Source organism: Paractinoplanes brasiliensis (genome assembly GCF_004362215.1).
In the GTDB taxonomy this organism is placed as follows: domain Bacteria; phylum Actinomycetota; class Actinomycetes; order Mycobacteriales; family Micromonosporaceae; genus Actinoplanes; species Actinoplanes brasiliensis.
Genome location: NZ_SNWR01000001.1, coordinates 5,112,042 through 5,127,968 on the forward strand (window position 1 = coordinate 5,112,042; position 15,927 = coordinate 5,127,968).

Consider the following 15,927-nt stretch of genomic DNA (forward strand, 5'->3'; position numbering starts at 1 on the left):
TTTGCCTCGATGCCAGTTTGGAAGGATCACGGTGCACAGAAGGACCCTCGTTCGTTCCGTTGTCGCCGGCGCCCTCGCTCTCACCATGAGCGCCGCCGCCGGGTGCAGCGACGACTCGACAGACGGCGACGGTGGCACCGGCGCCTCGCTCGAAAAGATCACTTACCTGACCTCGTTCGGTACGTTCGGCCGTGACTCCTACGCGTACGTGGCTCTCGAGAAGGGCTACTTCAAGGACGCGGGCTTCGACGTCACGGTCAACCCGGGCAAGGGCTCCGGTGAGAACATCAAGTCGATCGTGTCGGGCCAGGCCCAGTTCACCCCGATCGACCTCACCGGTGGCCTGATCGCGGCCGGCGGCAAGGACAAGACCAGCGGCTTCGTCGCGGTGAGCGCCATCCAGCAGCGCACGATGGCCGCGATCATCGCGCTCGAGGGCAACGGCATCAACTCGCCCAAGGACCTCGAGGGCAAGACGCTGGCCGACGCGCCCGGCTCGGTCGTCCGGACGCTGTTCCCGACCTACGCCAAGCTGGCCAACGTCGACGCCAACAAGGTCAAGTTCGTCAACGGCGAGGCGCAGACCCTGATCGGCACGCTCGCCTCCGGCCGGGTCCAGGGCATCGGTCAGTTCGTCGTCGGCAAGCCGACCGTCGAGACCGTCGCCAAGGGCAAGAAGGCCGTCGTGCTGCCGTACAGCGACGTCCTGCAGGACCTCTACGGCAACGTGCTGATCACCTCGAGCAAGTACGCGCAGGACAACCCCGAGAAGGTCAAGAAGTTCACCGAGGCGCTGCTCAAGGGCCTCAACGACAGCATCACGAACCCCGACGAGGCCGGCAAGATCACGCAGAAGTACGTGCAGACGGCCAAGCCGGAAGGCGTCGCCGCCGAGCTCACGGTGATGGGCCCGTACGTGAAGTCGGCCGCGGCCGGCATCCCGGTCGGCGCGCTCGACGCGGAGCGGGTCGCCCGCTCGATCGCGATCCTGCAGGGCTCCGGCCAGATCCAGCCGGGCCTCAAGCCCGAGCAGGTCATCAACTTCGATCTGACCCCGAAGGCCTGACCGTTCTCTACAGTGACGGGGGTACGCCGGCGACGGCGTGCCCCCGCCCTTTTCGAGGAGCACCGGTGCAAGACACCCTGACGCCCCCGTCGGAGGCCGCTGTGGCCCGTCCCGCCCGCCCGGAGCGGCGCATCTCTGTCTCGGTGGTTGCCTGGCCGGTGTTCGGTGTCGTCCTGACCATCGCGCTCTGGTGGGCGGTCGTCGAGATCTTCGACGTCCAGCCGATCATCCTGCCGTCGCCGCTCGACGTCGCCGACAGCTTCAGCACCTATCCCGACCTGCTGCTCGCCACCACATGGGACACCGTCCGGGTCACCCTGATCGGCTTCGGACTGTCCATCGTCATCGGTGTCGCGCTCGGCACGGCCATCGCCGCCTGGAAGCCGTTCGAGCGGGCGTTCGGCCCGCTGCTGGTGGCCCTCAACGCCGTCCCCAAGGTCGCCATCGCCCCGCTGATGATCGCCTGGTTCGGCTTCGGCACCAAGCCGGTGCTCGCGATGGCCTTCCTGCTCTGCTTCTTCCCGATCGTGCTGTCGACCGCGACCGGCCTCACCAGCACCCCGGCCGAACTCGCCGAGCTGGCCCGGTCGCTCGACGCCGGCCGGGTGCAGACCTTCCTGCGCGTACGGGTCCCGGCCGCGCTGCCCCAGATCTTCGTCGGCCTGAAACTGGCCATGCCCCTGGCCGTGATCGGAGTGGCCGTCGGTGAGATGCAGTCCGGCGCCGTCGACGAGGGCCTCGGCACCATCATCGTGCAGACCGCGGGCCAGGGCGACACCGCCACGGCGTTCGCGGCGCTGACCCTGATGGCCGTCGTCAGCATCATCCTGTACTACGCGATCGTCGTCGTCGAACGGCTGGCCCTGCCCTGGGTCCGCGGCACCACGGCCTGACCAGACGGACGCCTCTAGCTGTCGAGGAGGGCGCGCAGCCGTACGGTGTCTCCGACGGTCCAGCCAGGGGGTGGGGCCAGGGCGGCCCAGCCGTCGACGGCGCCGGACTTGTAGACGTGGCCGTGGCCGACCGGGGCCTTGTTGGCGAACAGCAGGTCGACCGTCGTCTGCCAGAAGGTGATCACCGGGTACCAGTGCATGTCGGGGGTGACGTGCGGGCCGCGGGTGCCTTTCAACCATTCCGGCTGGTGCCACAGCAGGCTGGGGCTCCACCACACGACCGGGTCCGACGAGTTCTGCATGTAGACGACCTTGCGGTGCGTGCCGGCCAGCTCGCGCAGCTCGTGCGACTCGGAGGCGAACTCGACCGGTAGCCCGGGGTACGACGGGTCCCACACCGGCGAACCGGGCGCGCGGCCCGCGGTCAGCTCCCGGTGCACCGGGTTGGCGAACATCGGGCCCTCGAGCAGGATCCCGTCGGCGCCCTCGACCATCGCGGCCGCCGTGCCGAAGGTCTTCTCGGTCCCGTACGTGCCGAGGCTCTCCCCGAAGATCAGCAGCTTGGGGCGGTCGCCGGCCGGCAGCAGGGCCAGGCGTTCCCGGACGGCGCCGATCAGCGCCGAGGCGGCCTCGACGACCTTGGAACGGTCGACCGCGAACGAGATCCAGCTCGGCAGGTAGCTGTACTGCATCGAGACCAGAGCGGTGTCGCCCGAGTACATGTATTCGAGGGAGCTCGGCACGTCGTTGTCGACCCAGCCGGTGCCGGTGGGGGTGAACACCGCGATCACCGAGCGGTCCCAGGCCCGTGTACGGTCCATCTCGCGCACCACGAGGGCCGCGCGGTCCTGAACCGTCTCGGCCGACGAGAGCCCGGCGTAGATGCGGATCGGGTCGAGCGCCGCCCGCCCCGAGAACCCGGCCAGCTCCGCCACCGGGGGCGCGCTGGTCACGAAGTTGCGGCCCTGGCGGCCCAGCGAGTCCCAGGTCACCAGCGAGCCCCGGCTGCCCGAACGCAGCGCCGAGGCCGGCTGCACGACACCGTTGCCTGTCCCGCTGTCGGTGATCGCGGCCGACCGGTCGGCGCTGGTGTAGAGCTTGGTGACGAGCAGGCCGTCGAACGCGGTGTAGCTGAGCACGGTCACCACGACGAAACCGGCGCAGTACGCGGCCGACTCGGGCACCAGCCGCCCGAACAGCCGGGCCAGCCCGTGCGCGGCCAGGCGCAGGCTGCGGGCCAGCAGCAGCAGGACGCCGAAGGTCAGGATGCTGATGCCGACCGTACGCATCAGGTCGTACTCCTGCTGCGGTGACATGCCCAGCCGCACCCTCAGGTCGCGTTGCCAGCGGGTGCCGAGCCAGAGGAACAGCAGGATCAGGGGCGGGACCAGGACCAGGAGCACGCGCCAGGCGATGCGTTCGACCCGGCGCGACGGCCACCATCTCAGGCGCACCACCGCCCCGATCGCTGTTCCTCCGGCGTACCCGAAGGAGGCGGTCAGGCCCGCCACGACACCCTGCAGGAGCCAGGGCCTCGGCAGCAGGGACGGGGTGTAGGCGAGGCAGTAGAAGACCGCACACAGCCCGACCCCGGTCACGCTGAGCCCGCAGCGCATGACCTTGCGGCTGCTCACCACGGTCGGGGCGGCCACCACCTCACGGACTCGCCGCTGGGCCGGGATCAAGGGGGCGGCGACCACCAGTTTGCGCATGCGCTCCCCCTGCTCCCGGCACGGCCGACGGCGCGTGACGCCAGCGCCACCGGCGGTCACGTCGACCCGATGGCAGGATCTTCCGTTCGCACGCGGGCCGCAAGCACGTTCGAGGCCCCCGGCTTCCCATCTTCGACCGTCGGTGCCACCGCTCGGCCCGGTCACCCGGTCAGGCATGCCCGTTCTGCCCGATTCGTGGTGGCTCTGCCGACCGTCGGATCGTGCAATCACCGAAAACTCGGACTATCCGCACCAGACCCCGGATTTCGTTTCAGTCGCCGCCCTCCCTGCCGATCACAACCGGCGAGGAGGGGCGAATTCATGCGGCTGCGCAACTGGATCGCCGTGGTGGTCGGCGTGGTGCTGCTGGCGGCCGCGGGAGCAATCGGTTTTGCGGTCAACCGGTCGGCGCTCAGGGCGGCCGACGACGTGCACAAGGCCGACTCACGTGCGCTCGCCGTCAACAACGCCACGCTGGTCGGGCAGATGCAGCTGCTGTACGCGGGCGACCTGGGCGAGTTCCTCGCCGAGAACTCCCTGCATCTGGGGACCGGCAGCGCCGCCGACCGGGCCGCGCTGACCGCCTTCGCCGCCAAGAGCCCCACATTCTCGTACGGAGCTCTCCTGATCGGCCTCGACGGCGGGGTCCTCACCAGCTCGCGTACCGCAGGGCTGCCCGCCACCGGTGACCCGGGCTGGCGGCCGCTGCTCGCCGCGCTCAAGTCCGGGCAGAAGGCCGGGTTCTCGTCGGTCATGGCGGTCAACGGCACGTACCTGCAGGCCGTCGGCGTGCCCGTGCTCGTGAGTGGCAGCCCGGCCGCGATCCTGATCGGCCTCAACAACGTCCCCACCACTTCGCTGCAGCAGTACACCGCCACGCTGAGCTCGGGCGCGCACCTGACGGCGATCGCCGACGGCGCCGGCACGATCGGCGCGACCAGCCGGAAGGAGTTGCTCGGCAGCCGGATCGACCCCGCCCTGCAGCGGGCGATCACCGGCAGCGACCGCGAGTTCATCGAGTACACCACCGCCGCGGGCACCCGGATGATCGCGGTCGTGGTGCGCGGGCTGCCCGGTGGATGGTCGTACGCGCGCATCCAGACCAAGAAGTCGTTCGACGGCGCCGTGCACGCCAAGAGCCAGACGCTGAACCTCACGCTCGGCGCCATGTTGCTCATCGGCGTGCTGTCGATCAGCGTGCTCGGCTACCGCACCCAGATCCAGCGCCGCCGTGCCGACGAACGTTTCCAGGCCCTGTTCCAGCACGCCCCGGACCTGGTCTCGGTGCTCGACGCCACCGGACGGATCGAATACTCGAGCCCGAGCGCGGCCGCCGTGCTCGGCTTCGACGAGGGGCGGCTGGTCGGCAGCAGCGTGTTCGACATCGTGCACCCCGACCACCGTGAGTACATGCTCGAGCAGTTCTCCGTGCTGATCGCCCGCCGCGACGCCGTGCTGCGCCTGCAGTGCCTGGTGCGCTCGGGTGACGGCGATTACCGGTGGTTCGAGTTCACCGCGTCCAACCAGATGCACAACCCGTCGCTGCACGGGGTGGTCATCAACGCACGGGACATCTCCGAGAACCGCGCCTTCCAGGAAAGGCTCGCCCACGAGGCGCAGCACGACGCGCTCACCGGCCTGCCCAACCGCCGCCGCATGCAGGACGCGCTCGGCCACAGCCTGCGCGAGGAGCCGGTCGCCGTGCTCTTCGTCGACCTCGACGGGTTCAAGCCGGTCAACGACGCCCACGGTCACGAGGCCGGCGACGAACTGCTGCGCCAGGTCGCCGAGCGGCTCAGCGCCTGCGTCCGGGAACGCGACGTGGTGGCCCGGGTCGGCGGCGACGAGTTCGTGATCCTGATGCCCGGCGTGTCCGAGCCCGCCGACACAGTCGCGATGAGCGCGCGCATCCGGCACGCCCTCGACGTGCCGTTCGTCATCGACGGGCATGAGGTGCAGGTCGGCGCCAGCGTCGGCGAGCACCTGGCCCCCGGGGCGAGCGATCCCGACGAGGCCCTGCGCGCGGCCGACCACGCCATGTACACGGTCAAGCGGTCGCGCCAGAGTTATCCACAGCAGCGGCCGGGGAGGCACCGCGCCGAGGACTGAGCGGGCACACTAGGGACCTGACCCCTCCTCGTGAGAACGGCGGTGCCGGCAGTGTCCAAGATCCTTTCGCGTCGAGACCTCGACTTCCTGCTGTACGAGTGGCTCGACGTCGAGGCGCTCACGGCCAACGAGAGGTTCGCCGACCACTCCCGCGACACGTTCGACGCGTTCCTCGACGTCTCGGCCCAGATCGCCGAGCGTGACTTCGCCCCGCACAACCGCCGCTCCGACCTCGAGGAGCCCACCTTCGACGGCGTACGGGTGTCGGTGATCCCCGAGGTCGCCGCGGCGCTCAAGGTCTTCAACGAGACCGGGCTGCTCAGCGCCACGATGGACGAGTCGGTCGGCGGGTTGCAGCTGCCGCACGTGGTGGCCCGGGCCTGTTTCGTCTGGTTCCAGGCGGCCAACCTCGCCACCTCGTCGTACTCGCTGCTCACCGCGGGCAACGCGAGCCTGCTGCTGACGTACGGCTCGCCTTCGCAGATCGATCGTTTCGTCCGCCCGATGCTTCAGGGGCGTTTCACCGGCACCATGTGCCTGTCCGAGCCCCAGGCGGGTTCGGCGCTGGCCGACGTGACGACCAAGGCGACCCCGGCCGGCGACGGGACCTATCGGGTCACCGGCTCGAAAATGTGGATCTCGGGCGGCGACCACGAGCTGAGCGAGACGATCGTGCACCTCGTGCTGGCCCGCGCGGCCGGCGCCCCGCCCGGGGTCAAGGGGCTGTCGCTGTTCATCGTGCCCAAGCACCACATCGAGGCCGACGGCACGGTGGGCGAGCGCAACGGGGTGTCGTTGGCCGGGCTCAACCACAAGATGGGCTACCGCGGCACGACCAACGCCGTGCTCTCGTTCGACGACGCCACCGGCTATCTGGTGGGGGAGGAGGGCAAGGGCCTGGCCTACATGTTCCACATGATGAACGAGGCCCGCATCGGGGTCGGCTCGGGCGCGGTGGCACTGGGCTACACCGGCTTCCTGCACGCCCTGGACTACGCGCGCTCCCGGGAACAGGGCCGCCCGGTGGCCGACAAGGACCCGTCGGCGCCGGCCGTGCCGATCGTGCGCCACCCCGACGTACGCCGCATGCTGCTCGCCTCCAAGTCGTACGTGGAAGGCGGCCTGGCCCTGATCCTGTACGCCTCGAAACTGCTCGACGAGCCGTCGGAGGAGAACGACCTGCTCCTCGACGTGCTCACGCCGATCGTCAAGGCGTGGCCGTCGCAGTGGTGCCGGCTCGCCAACGACCACGCGATCCAGGTGCACGGCGGTTACGGCTACACCCGCGAATACCCGGTCGAGCAGTTCTACCGCGACAACCGGCTCAACTCGATCCACGAGGGCACCGACGGCATCCAGGGCCTCGACCTGCTCGGCCGCAAGGTGGTCATGCGGGGCGGGGCAGGGCTGCAACTGCTGATCGGGCGGATCGTGACCACGGCCGTCGCCGCCCCGGCCGAACTGGGCCAGCCGGTGATCGCCCTGTGCGACCGCCTGGCCGCCACCACCCGCAAACTGTGGGCGGCGGGCGACCCGACCTCGGCGCTGGCCAACTCGACGGCGTATCTGGAGGCCACCGGTCACCTGGTGATCGCGTGGCTCTGGCTCGCCCAGCTCAACGCGGCGGACGGCAAGGAGGGCGCCTTCTACGACGGCAAGCGGCTGGCCGCGCGTTACTTCATCACGCACGAGCTGCCCCGCATCGGCCCGCTGCTCGACCTGCTCGACTCGGGCGACACGCTGCTGGCCGACATGGACGACGCGGTTCTGGGCTAACTTGATCGCATGGCCTCTTCGAGCAAGAGCCCGGCGACTTCGGTGGAGGTCGGCGACTTCACCGTGCGCGTGTCGAACCCCGACCGCGTCTACTTCCCCGAGCTCGGGCTGACCAAGCTCGACCTGGTCAACTACTACCTCTCGGTGGGTGACGGCATCGTGCGGGCGCTGCGGGAACGCCCGTGCATGCTGCACCGCTTCCCCGACGGGCTGGCCGGCGAAAAGGTGCACCAGAAAAGGGTGCCGCACGGCGCGCCGCCCTGGCTGGAGACCGTACGGGTGACGTTCCCGCGCTACAACCGCCACGCCGACGAGCTGTGCGTGACCAAGACGGCCGACGTCATCTGGGCCGTGCAGATGTCGACGGTCGAGTTCCATCCGTGGAACTCGCGCCGCGCCGACACCGAGCAGCCCGACGAGTGGCGCATCGACCTCGACCCGATGCCCGACTGCGACTACGACCGGGTGCGGCGTGTGGCCGGGGTCGCCCGTACGGTCCTCGACGACCTCGGCATCACCGGCTATCCGAAGACCTCCGGCGGGCGTGGCCTGCACATCTATGTGCGCATCGAGCCGCGGTGGGGCTTCTCCGACGTGCGGCGGGCCGCCCTGGCCTTCGCGCGCGAGGTGGAACGCCGCGCCCCTGAGGACGTGACGACCACGTGGTGGCGCAAGGACCGCGACCCGGCGAAGCTGTTCGTCGACTACAACCAGAACGCCCGCGACCACACGATCGCCAGCGCCTACTCCGTACGGGGTGTGCCCACAGCCACGGTCTCGACCCCGCTGACCTGGGACGAGATCCCCGACGCCGACCCGCGCGACTTCACGATCACGACCGTCCCCGCCCGCTTCGCCGAGCTGGGCGACCTGCACGCCACCATCGACGACGAACACCACTCGCTCGAACCCCTGCTCGAATGGGCCGAGCGCGACGAAAAGGCAGGCCTCGAAGGCCCCGCCGACCCGTCAGCGGCGTAACCAGGGCTGCAGCGCCCTCGTCACCTGCGGCAGCACCAGGTAGGTCATGACCGGGGTCAGGCAGAGGGTGCTGATCAACGTGCGCAGCACGACGTTCAGGTCGACCAGCAGGTGGTTGAGCGTCACCGCGGCGAGCAGGCTGACCGGGAAGAAGCCCAGCCAGATGGTCACCGCCTGCTTCCAGCGCGCCGGCGGCTTCGGGGTGGCCTCGCTGATCTCCCGATCCCGCGGTGGGTCGAACCACCCTTCGATCCCCGTACGCCGTTCCGTGCGCGTGTGCTCGACGAAGCCCTCGGCCGACGACAGCCACCAGCGTCGCTGCGGGGACTCCTCCCAGTTGCGCAGCGACTCCTCGTCGCTGAACCGATAGAGCATGTGCCACTCGTGGGACCGCTGGTCGGGTCGCACCCAGCCGGTGCCGAGGAAGCCGGGGAAGTCCTCGGCCAGCGTGGTTCCGGCGTTCACCCAGGCGATCATCTCGGCGTTGCGGGACGGGTCGGCGCGGCGGGTGATCGCGACGGTGACGGCGGGAGACTGCATGTCTCACATTCTGGTATCCCGTCGTTTCCGGCACGCCGCGCTTCCGGTTTCCGTGCCGTGGCCCACACGGTAAGTTCCGCGACATGACCTTGCAGCGAAAGTTGTCGATGGCGGTGGCCGCCGTCGCCCTGCTCGCCGTGACCCCGTCACCCGCCCAGGCCGGTGGCCGCGACCTCGGATGGAAGCTCACCCCCACCGGCGCCGAGGTCCGGTTCCGCGGTTTGGCCCCGATCAGCGGTTCGACGGCGTGGGTCGCCGGTTCGGCCGGCACGATCCTGCGCACCGTCGACGGCGGCCGCAGCTGGACGTCGGTCGGCCCCGCCGGGGCGTCCGAGCTCGAATTCCGCGACATCGAGGCGTTCGACGCCAAGCACGCCGTGGCCCTGACAATCGGCGAAGGCACAGATTCCCGCCTGTACGCCACGTCGAACGGCGGCCGCACGTGGACCGAGACGTTCCGCAACGAGGACCCGGCCGCCTTCTACGACTGCATCACGTTCCTCGACCGGTGGCACGGCCTCGCCCTGTCCGACCCGGTCGGCGGCAAGTTCCGCATCCTCGCCACCCGCGACGGCGGCCGCAGCTGGAAGGTGCAGCCCACCGCCGGCATGCCCGACGCGCTGCCCGGCGAGTTCGCCTTCGCCGCCAGCGGCACCTGCCTGGTCTCGGCCGCGGGCAAGGCCATGTTCGCCACCGGCGGCGCCTCGTCCGCCCGAGTCTTCACATCCCGTGACTTCGGCCTCACCTGGTCGGTCACCGGCACCCCGGTGCCCAGCGGCCCCAGCGCCGGCATCTACAGCCTGGCCGTACGCCCCGACGGCAAAGCCATCGCCGTGGGCGGCGACTATGTGACCCCCACAGCGGCCCCCGACGGCGCCGCCTACCTGCGCGGCCGCACCTGGACCGTGTCGGCCCAGGCCCCCGGCGAATACCGTTCCGGCTCAGCCTGGCACGGCCACACGGCGCTCGCGGTCGGCCCCACCGGCAGCGACATCTCACACGACGGCGGCCGCACCTGGAAGCGCTTCGACACCGGCAGCTTCGACGCCGTCGAATGCACCCCCACCGGCGCCTGCTGGGCCTCAGGCGAAAAGGGCCGCGTAGCCGAACTGACCCGTTAGAAGGGCTCGTCGCTCCAGCGCCACCACGCCTCGCCGCCCTCGAGGTGCAGCAGGAACTCCGGGACGTCGTGCCCCTCCGGATAGCGGAGAGTCACGGCGTCCCGCACCCTGTCGTAGGCCGGATCGAATTGCCCACCGTCGTCCGCCAGGCGTAGCTGCTCGGCAAAGAGCGGCCGCACCGTATCCAGCCCGTCGTGCGCCACCACGCGCGCGTTGAGCCACGGGAAGTCGCCGTCGGTCACGACGAGTTCGGCCAGCAGTTGCCCGTCCTCCCGCCGATGCAACGTCCACGTCCCCGCCGTCACCGCTCCTCCGGTGTGCCTGTCTTTTGTCATCGCCGCTGCACCGGGGCGCCGGCTCGGATCGCCCGCGGGATCTCAGCCACCCGGTCGACCTGCTCGATCAGCGCCGCCTGCTGCTCCGCCGACGCCGGCGAGTCCAGTTCGATCCCGTACGCGATCCCGGTCGAGGCCCAGCTCTCGGTGTCGAACCCGCCCGACGCCGTCACCCGCACCCCGTCAAGTCGAACCCCCAGCCCGGCCGCCTCGCGATACAGATCGTTCAGCACACACCCGGCGGCCGCCAGATGCAGCAGATGAGCCCCGGTGAAGTCCGCCCCGACGCTGACCCCTTCCGCAGTCCACCGGTGCGGGAACCGAACCCCGCCCTCAACCCGGAACGACCCGGCCCCCACCACCACCGCGAACCCGTCCACCGCGCCCTCCTGACTCCGATCGGTTCATTCTTCATCACCTGTTGCCGCGCAAGCGGTAACGGGTGTCCGGGTCGCCCGAGGTGGCGGGCGTCGGTAAGGATGGGGGATGCGGGTTTTTCGGGACGGGTACGGGGTTCCGCATCTGCGGGCCGACTCGGTGGATGAGCTGGCCTTTCTGCAGGGGCGGGTGACCGCCGCCGATCGGGGTGCGCAGATCGAGGTGGAGCGGCGGCGTTCCGAGGGCCTGCTGTCCGAGACGCTCGGCCCGGCCGGTCTGGGCTGGGACAGCTTCGCCCGCCGGGCCCGGATCGATGACACCGCCCGCCGGGCGTTCGCCAAGCTCGATTCCCGTACGAAGCAGTGGCTGCGGGCGTACGCGGAAGGCGTCCGCGCCGGCGGGGTCACGTGGCATCCGTGGTCGTCGCTCGGGGTTTTCCTGGCCCGGCACATCATGTTCGCCAGTTTCCCCGGCAAACTGTGGAATTCGCATGTCGAACGCACCCTCGGCCCGCACGCCGTCGCCTGGTTCCTGGCGGACGCCGACACCGGTTCGGGCAGCAACGCCTGGCATGTGCCGGGGCAGATCGCCGGTGACCCGCATCGGCTGATCGAGTTGCCCGGCGTCTACCAGCAGATCCGGCTGTCCTGCCCGGAGTTCGACGTGGCCGGGCTGACCTTCGCGGGCGTCCCGGGTGTGCAGCATTTCGGGCATGCGGGCGGGGTGGCCTGGGCCGTCACCAACGCGATGGCCGACTATCAGGACCTTTACGTCGAGGAGTTGCGCCGCACGCCGTCGGGTGTCGAGGCGCGTGGCCCGCACGGCTGGGAGCCGGTCGCCGTGCACACCGAGACCATTCCCGTACGGGGTGGTGGCAGTGAACTGGTCGAGGTGGTCGAGACGGCCCGCGGCCCGATGATTGACGACGCGCTCAGCCTGCGTACGCCGACCCGGGCTGGACTTGATCTCGGCTTCTCGGCGCTGCTGCCGCTGCTGCACGCGTCCACCGTGGACGACGTCGCGGCCGCGCTCGAGAGGTGGGTGGAGCCGGTCAACAGCATCCTCACCGCCGACACCAGCGGACGCGCCCTGCAGTTGACGGCCGGCAAGGTTCCGGTGCGCGACGCTCGTAACGGCCGCGTGCCGGTGCCGGCGTGGGACCAGACGTACGCGTGGGAGCCCGGTTACCGCCCGATGACGCGGGTGGAGGTGACGGGTGTCGTCGTGAACGCCAACGACCGGCGCCCGGACACCGAGGCGTACGGGAACGCTTTTGCCTCGAAGGCCAGGGCGCGCCGGATCCGGGAGCTGATCGACCAGGGCGTGCCGGCTCAGCGCATCCACATGGACACTCCGATGCCCGCGGACAGCGTCGAGGCCGGTCGGCTCGCGGCGTGGCGGTTCGAGGTGGCGCGCCGGCTGCACGAGCACCCGGCGCTCAAGCCGCTTCTGCAGCCGCACGGGTTCGACCCGCTTTTCGACGCGTGGACGGATCCGCGGGTGAGGATCGGCGTGATGCTCGACGGGGTGCTGGCCGGGCTCGGGTTGACGGCCGGGGAACTGGTCGATCCGGCCACGATCGAGTCGGGCCCCTGGGGTTCGAGGCACCTTCTTGATCCCGTACGGCTTCCCGGGTCGACCGCCGGGATCCCGCGCACCGAACTGGGTGGTGAACGTGAGTCAGTGCTCTGCCTCAGCAGCGTCCCCGGGGTGACCGACCGGTGTTCGCGCGGCCCGGTCGGTCGTTATGTCTGGGACATCGCCGATCGGCAGCGCAGCCGCTGGGTCGTGCCGTTCGGCGCGTCCGGCGACCCGGCTTCCCCGCATTTCGCCGACCAGTTGCCGTTGTGGCAGCGCGGGGAGCTGATTCCGCTGGTCACCGACTGGCCGGCCCTGATCGAGGAGCGGCTGGACTGAGCCGGCGGACCGCGGTCAGGCCGGGCGGAAGGCCACCTCGGGGTCGAGCAGCCGCACCCAGGCCGGTCGCCACTGCGGGGCCCGGCCGTTCATCTCCTCGAGCAGGTTGTCGCGCCACGGGCCGGTGACGCCGTCGTCGGGCCACCATTTCGGCCACGAGTCGTAGCGGCGTTCGACCAGGATCTCGGTCGGGGTGGTCTGCACGCGCAGGAACAGCCACCGCCCGTACCGGGGGTCGGACTCGGCCTGTCGCAGCGCGCGCAGCAGGTCGCTGAGCTGCCGCGTGGCGCCGGTCTGGTCGGCGCGCACGCTCACGCTGGTGGCGTCGGCGTAGGCCAGGACGCTGTGGCCCCCGTGGGCCCGCATCCACGCGGCCAGCGCTTGTAGTTCGGCTGTGTCGGGCGGGCCGGGCCGGTTGAGCTCGGCGGCGTCGTGCATGGCGGCCCAGACCAGGCGGTTGTGCTCGCCTTGGCTGAGCCGGCGGACCCGGCGCAGCGGCGGGCGTTCCCCGGCCGGGATGCGCGGCGGGCGGGTGCCGGCGGTGATGCCGCCGCGGCCGGCCGCGAACAGGGCCGCCCGCAGGTCGAGCGTGGGCTCGGTGAGCCGGCCGAGCAGCCGCTCGAACGTGGACCCGGTGACCTCGCCGCGGACGGCCGCGGTCAGCAGGTCTTCGCTCGCGTCGCGCACGTCGTCGCGCTCGGCCGGGGTGCGCAGCTCGTGCCGGCCCCACTCGGTGACGATGTCGGACAGTTCCCGCAGCGTGTTCTCGTTGCTCAGCACCGGGCCGACGGTTTGGGTGAGGCCGTCGGCCACCCCGTCGCGGTAGCGGGTGCGTGACCAGCGGCCCTCGGCGTGCCACACGACGAAACCGAGCCGGTCGGCCTCGGCCAGCGCGGTCAGGTCATGCCAGGGCAGCCAGTCGGGGGCGTCGGTGAGCAGGTCGACCGGAGGGTCGGCCGCCGCTGTCGCGCTGTGGTCGCGGTCGTAGCCGAACAGTACGGCGCGGGCACGGTCGACGAGGGCGAGACGGGCCCAGCTGCCGCCGTGGTCGTCGTGGTGGGCGCCGCGGTCGTCGACGAACCACACGTCGGCGTAGCCGATGCCGGTCATCGCGGCGGACAGCGTCGCCCAGCGGGTCCACAGCAGTCCCGGGGCGGGCAGGTCGACATCGGTGCGCATCCGTCCACTGTGCCAAATGCATCCGCGGGCTTCACCACCCCCTTCGGCCCCGGGCAGCTGATCACCAAAAGTAACTCCCGGGCTGATCTACAGCGTCGATCCGAGGGGTTTTCGTCAGGTATGAGGCAGTAGTGATGATCACTGCGTGTGCATCGACTCTCTACAATGCCTGGGGTCGCGGCATCGCCGCCGCGATCCCACTCGTCAGAAGGGGTCTTCCGTATGCCACGAAAGACGCACCGACTACTGACCTCGGCGCTCGCCGGCACCCTCGTGATCGGCGCGGCCGTAGCCGGCGCCGCTCCCGCGTCCGCCGGCAGCGCTTCATCGGAAGCTCGGCTCGTCGACGCTGTGCCTACGCCGAAGCTCGACTGGTACAAGTGTTACGAGATCGCCGAGTGCGCCACCGTCCAGCTGCCGCTCGACTATCGCAAGCCCCAGGGCCCGTCCACCGAGATCGCCGTGCTGCGGGTCAAGGCCCGCAACCAGGCCCAGCGGGTCGGCAGCCTGTTCGTCAACCCGGGTGGTCCGGGTGGTTCGTCGACGCAGTTCGCGCTGGCCGCGCCCGACTTCCTCAGTGCGGCGCTGGTCGATCGGTTCGACATCGTCGGCGTCGATCCGCGCGGCGTCGGCGCGAGCGAGCAGGTCAAGTGTTTCCCGTCCGTGCGCGCGCAGACCGAGGTGTTCAACCTCATGAACGTGCCGTTCCCCGTCACCGCGGCCGAGGAACGCGACTACGTGACCGGTTCGAAACGGCTGGGCCGGGCCTGCTCGGCCACGGGCCGCCCGCTCACCGCCCACGCGTCCACCGCCGAGGTCGCGCGTGACATGGACGTCGTACGCCGGGCCGTCGGCGACAAGAAGCTCACCTACCTGGGCTTCAGCTACGGCAGCGCGCTGGGGCAGTACTACGCCAACATGTTCCCGGACCGCTTCCGGGCCCTGGTCGTCGACGGAGTGCTCGACCCGGCAGCCTGGGTCGGCAACACCCGGCAGATCCTCGACCAGCGCCTGCGTTCCAGCGCCGGGGCGTACAAGGCGCTGCACGAGATCCTGGTCCGCTGCGACAAGGCGGGCGAGTCGAAGTGCGTCTTCGCCGAGGGCGACCCGGTCAAGCGCTTCGACCAGGTGGCGAACCGGTTGAAGACCGACCCGCTCGAGTTCCCCGACGGGGCCGGCGGCACGATCCAGGTCACGTACGCGGTCTTCATCAGCGCCGTCCTGGGCACGCTCTACAGCACCGACGCAGGCGCCGGGGTCACGCAACTGGCGGCCGAGATCGCCCAGGCGCAGGAGGGTGGCTCGACCGCGCCGCTGCTCAAGCGGGTCAACGCGGCCAAGGCCGCCCGGGCGTACGACTTCCCGTACGAGAACGGGTTCGAGGCCGCCAGCACGGTGATCTGCACCGACGGCAAGCACCCGGCCGACGCGTCCTCGTGGCCGGCCGCCGTCGAGCGCCGCGACCGGGAAGCCAGGTACTTCGGGCGTCCGTGGGGCTGGATCGACAGTCAGTGCGCGAACAAGACCTGGACGGTCCAGGATCGCAACGCGTACACCGGGCCGTTCACCAACCGTACGGCGGCCACGTTCCTGATCGTCGGCAACTTCTGGGACCCGGCGACGGCCTACCACGGCGCTGTCTCGGCGCGGGCGCTGGCGCCGAACGCGAGCCTGCTCTCCAGTAACAACTGGGGACACACCGCGTACGGCTCCGGGGTCTGCGCGACCACGACGATCGACACCTACCTGCTGACCGGCAAGGCCCCGCAGGACGGCAAGACCTGCACGGACGCCGCGCAGCCGTTCACGTCGCCGGCGCCTTCGGCCACGGTGCGGGCGGCGACCGCCGGGCAGCGGCCGCCGGTGGCCACGATCCGTCCGGATTCGGTGTTGCTGACGCATTGACGGGCGGGGCTTCCG

At 70.5% G+C, this 15,927-nt stretch carries 13 protein-coding genes; 8 read left to right on the top strand and 5 right to left on the bottom strand.

The window, feature by feature from the left end; genetic code table 11:
- The first annotated feature begins 85 nt into the window (after nt 1–85).
- Together C8E87_RS23330 and C8E87_RS23335 are read left to right on the top strand one after the other, a co-directional pair.
- The gene (locus C8E87_RS23330) at nt 86–1,066 is read left to right on the top strand and encodes an ABC transporter substrate-binding protein (protein ID WP_133877020.1); all 981 of its coding nucleotides are present in this window, start codon (nt 86–88) and stop codon (nt 1,064–1,066) included.
- A gap of 65 nt (nt 1,067–1,131) precedes the next feature.
- The gene (locus tag C8E87_RS23335) at nt 1,132–1,959 is read left to right on the top strand and encodes an ABC transporter permease (RefSeq protein WP_133875072.1); all 828 of its coding nucleotides are present in this window, start codon (nt 1,132–1,134) and stop codon (nt 1,957–1,959) included.
- Nucleotides 1,960–1,973: 14 nt separating this feature from the next.
- Here the strand turns inward: C8E87_RS23335 and C8E87_RS23340 are convergent, their stop codons facing one another.
- On the bottom strand, nt 1,974–3,671 hold the full coding sequence (locus C8E87_RS23340) for an alpha/beta hydrolase (RefSeq protein WP_239079890.1): 1,698 nt from the start codon (nt 3,669–3,671) through the stop codon (nt 1,974–1,976).
- Between the two features lie 321 nt (nt 3,672–3,992).
- Here C8E87_RS23340 and C8E87_RS23345 point away from each other — a divergent pair, with 321 nt between their 5' ends.
- The 3 genes from C8E87_RS23345 to ligD are packed head-to-tail and all read left to right on the top strand — an operon-like array spanning nt 3,993 to nt 8,537.
- Nucleotides 3,993–5,780 carry a sensor domain-containing diguanylate cyclase gene (locus C8E87_RS23345; RefSeq protein ID WP_133875073.1) on the top strand — a complete coding sequence of 596 codons (1,788 nt, stop codon included), beginning with the start codon at nt 3,993–3,995 and terminating at the stop codon, nt 5,778–5,780.
- Nucleotides 5,781–5,822: 42 nt separating this feature from the next.
- Nucleotides 5,823–7,556, top strand: coding sequence for an acyl-CoA dehydrogenase (locus C8E87_RS23350; protein ID WP_166661216.1), 1,734 nt, complete (start codon nt 5,823–5,825; stop codon nt 7,554–7,556).
- Nucleotides 7,557–7,565: 9 nt separating this feature from the next.
- Nucleotides 7,566–8,537: a non-homologous end-joining DNA ligase gene (gene ligD, locus C8E87_RS23355; protein ID WP_133875075.1), complete on the top strand. Its 972-nt coding sequence runs from the start codon at nt 7,566–7,568 to the stop codon at nt 8,535–8,537.
- On the opposite strand, the gene C8E87_RS23360 is transcribed toward ligD, so the two are convergent.
- Nucleotides 8,526–9,077, bottom strand: coding sequence for an antibiotic biosynthesis monooxygenase (locus C8E87_RS23360; protein ID WP_133875076.1), 552 nt, complete (start codon nt 9,075–9,077; stop codon nt 8,526–8,528). The genes ligD and C8E87_RS23360 overlap by 12 nt on opposite strands.
- 83 nt (nt 9,078–9,160) lie before the next feature.
- On the opposite strand from C8E87_RS23360, the gene C8E87_RS23365 reads away from it, so the two are divergent.
- Complete coding sequence (locus C8E87_RS23365) at nt 9,161–10,198, top strand: beta propeller repeat protein (RefSeq protein ID WP_203720448.1); 1,038 nt, start codon at nt 9,161–9,163, stop codon at nt 10,196–10,198.
- Here the strand turns inward: C8E87_RS23365 and C8E87_RS23370 are convergent.
- Together C8E87_RS23370 and C8E87_RS23375 are read right to left on the bottom strand one after the other, a co-directional pair.
- Complete coding sequence (locus C8E87_RS23370; protein WP_133875077.1) at nt 10,195–10,533, bottom strand: hypothetical protein; 339 nt, start codon at nt 10,531–10,533, stop codon at nt 10,195–10,197. The genes C8E87_RS23365 and C8E87_RS23370 overlap by 4 nt on opposite strands.
- On the bottom strand, nt 10,530–10,913 hold the full coding sequence (locus tag C8E87_RS23375) for an OsmC family protein (RefSeq protein WP_133875078.1): 384 nt from the start codon (nt 10,911–10,913) through the stop codon (nt 10,530–10,532). The genes C8E87_RS23370 and C8E87_RS23375 overlap by 4 nt, the downstream gene beginning before the upstream one ends.
- 106 nt (nt 10,914–11,019) lie before the next feature.
- On the opposite strand from C8E87_RS23375, the gene C8E87_RS23380 reads away from it, so the two are divergent.
- The gene (locus C8E87_RS23380; protein WP_133875079.1) at nt 11,020–12,828 is read left to right on the top strand and encodes a penicillin acylase family protein; all 1,809 of its coding nucleotides are present in this window, start codon (nt 11,020–11,022) and stop codon (nt 12,826–12,828) included.
- 15 nt (nt 12,829–12,843) lie between these two features.
- Here C8E87_RS23380 and C8E87_RS23385 read toward each other — a convergent pair whose 3' ends face one another.
- On the bottom strand, nt 12,844–14,007 hold the full coding sequence (locus C8E87_RS23385; protein WP_133875080.1) for a hypothetical protein: 1,164 nt from the start codon (nt 14,005–14,007) through the stop codon (nt 12,844–12,846).
- Nucleotides 14,008–14,229: 222 nt separating this feature from the next.
- Between C8E87_RS23385 and C8E87_RS23390 the strand changes: the two genes are divergently transcribed.
- A complete protein-coding gene (locus C8E87_RS23390) occupies nt 14,230–15,912 on the top strand; it encodes an alpha/beta hydrolase (RefSeq protein ID WP_133875081.1) in 1,683 nt (560 codons plus the stop codon).
- Nucleotides 15,913–15,927: the final 15 nt, after the last annotated feature.

What these genes read in the sequence shown, in the direction of transcription:
- C8E87_RS23385 (WP_133875080.1), bottom strand. Translation starts at nt 14,007, where the DNA reads ATGCGCACCGATGTCGACCTGCCCGCCCCGGGACTGCTGTGGACCCGC.
- ligD (WP_133875075.1), top strand. Translation starts at nt 7,566, where the DNA reads ATGGCCTCTTCGAGCAAGAGCCCGGCGACTTCGGTGGAGGTCGGCGAC.
- C8E87_RS23360 (WP_133875076.1), bottom strand. Translation starts at nt 9,077, where the DNA reads ATGCAGTCTCCCGCCGTCACCGTCGCGATCACCCGCCGCGCCGACCCG.
- C8E87_RS23380 (WP_133875079.1), top strand. Translation starts at nt 11,020, where the DNA reads ATGCGGGTTTTTCGGGACGGGTACGGGGTTCCGCATCTGCGGGCCGAC.
- C8E87_RS23370 (WP_133875077.1), bottom strand. Translation starts at nt 10,533, where the DNA reads ATGACAAAAGACAGGCACACCGGAGGAGCGGTGACGGCGGGGACGTGG.
- C8E87_RS23330 (WP_133877020.1), top strand. Translation starts at nt 86, where the DNA reads ATGAGCGCCGCCGCCGGGTGCAGCGACGACTCGACAGACGGCGACGGT.
- C8E87_RS23345 (WP_133875073.1), top strand. Translation starts at nt 3,993, where the DNA reads ATGCGGCTGCGCAACTGGATCGCCGTGGTGGTCGGCGTGGTGCTGCTG.
- C8E87_RS23390 (WP_133875081.1), top strand. Translation starts at nt 14,230, where the DNA reads ATGCCACGAAAGACGCACCGACTACTGACCTCGGCGCTCGCCGGCACC.
- C8E87_RS23340 (WP_239079890.1), bottom strand. Translation starts at nt 3,671, where the DNA reads ATGCGCAAACTGGTGGTCGCCGCCCCCTTGATCCCGGCCCAGCGGCGA.
- C8E87_RS23365 (WP_203720448.1), top strand. Translation starts at nt 9,161, where the DNA reads ATGACCTTGCAGCGAAAGTTGTCGATGGCGGTGGCCGCCGTCGCCCTG.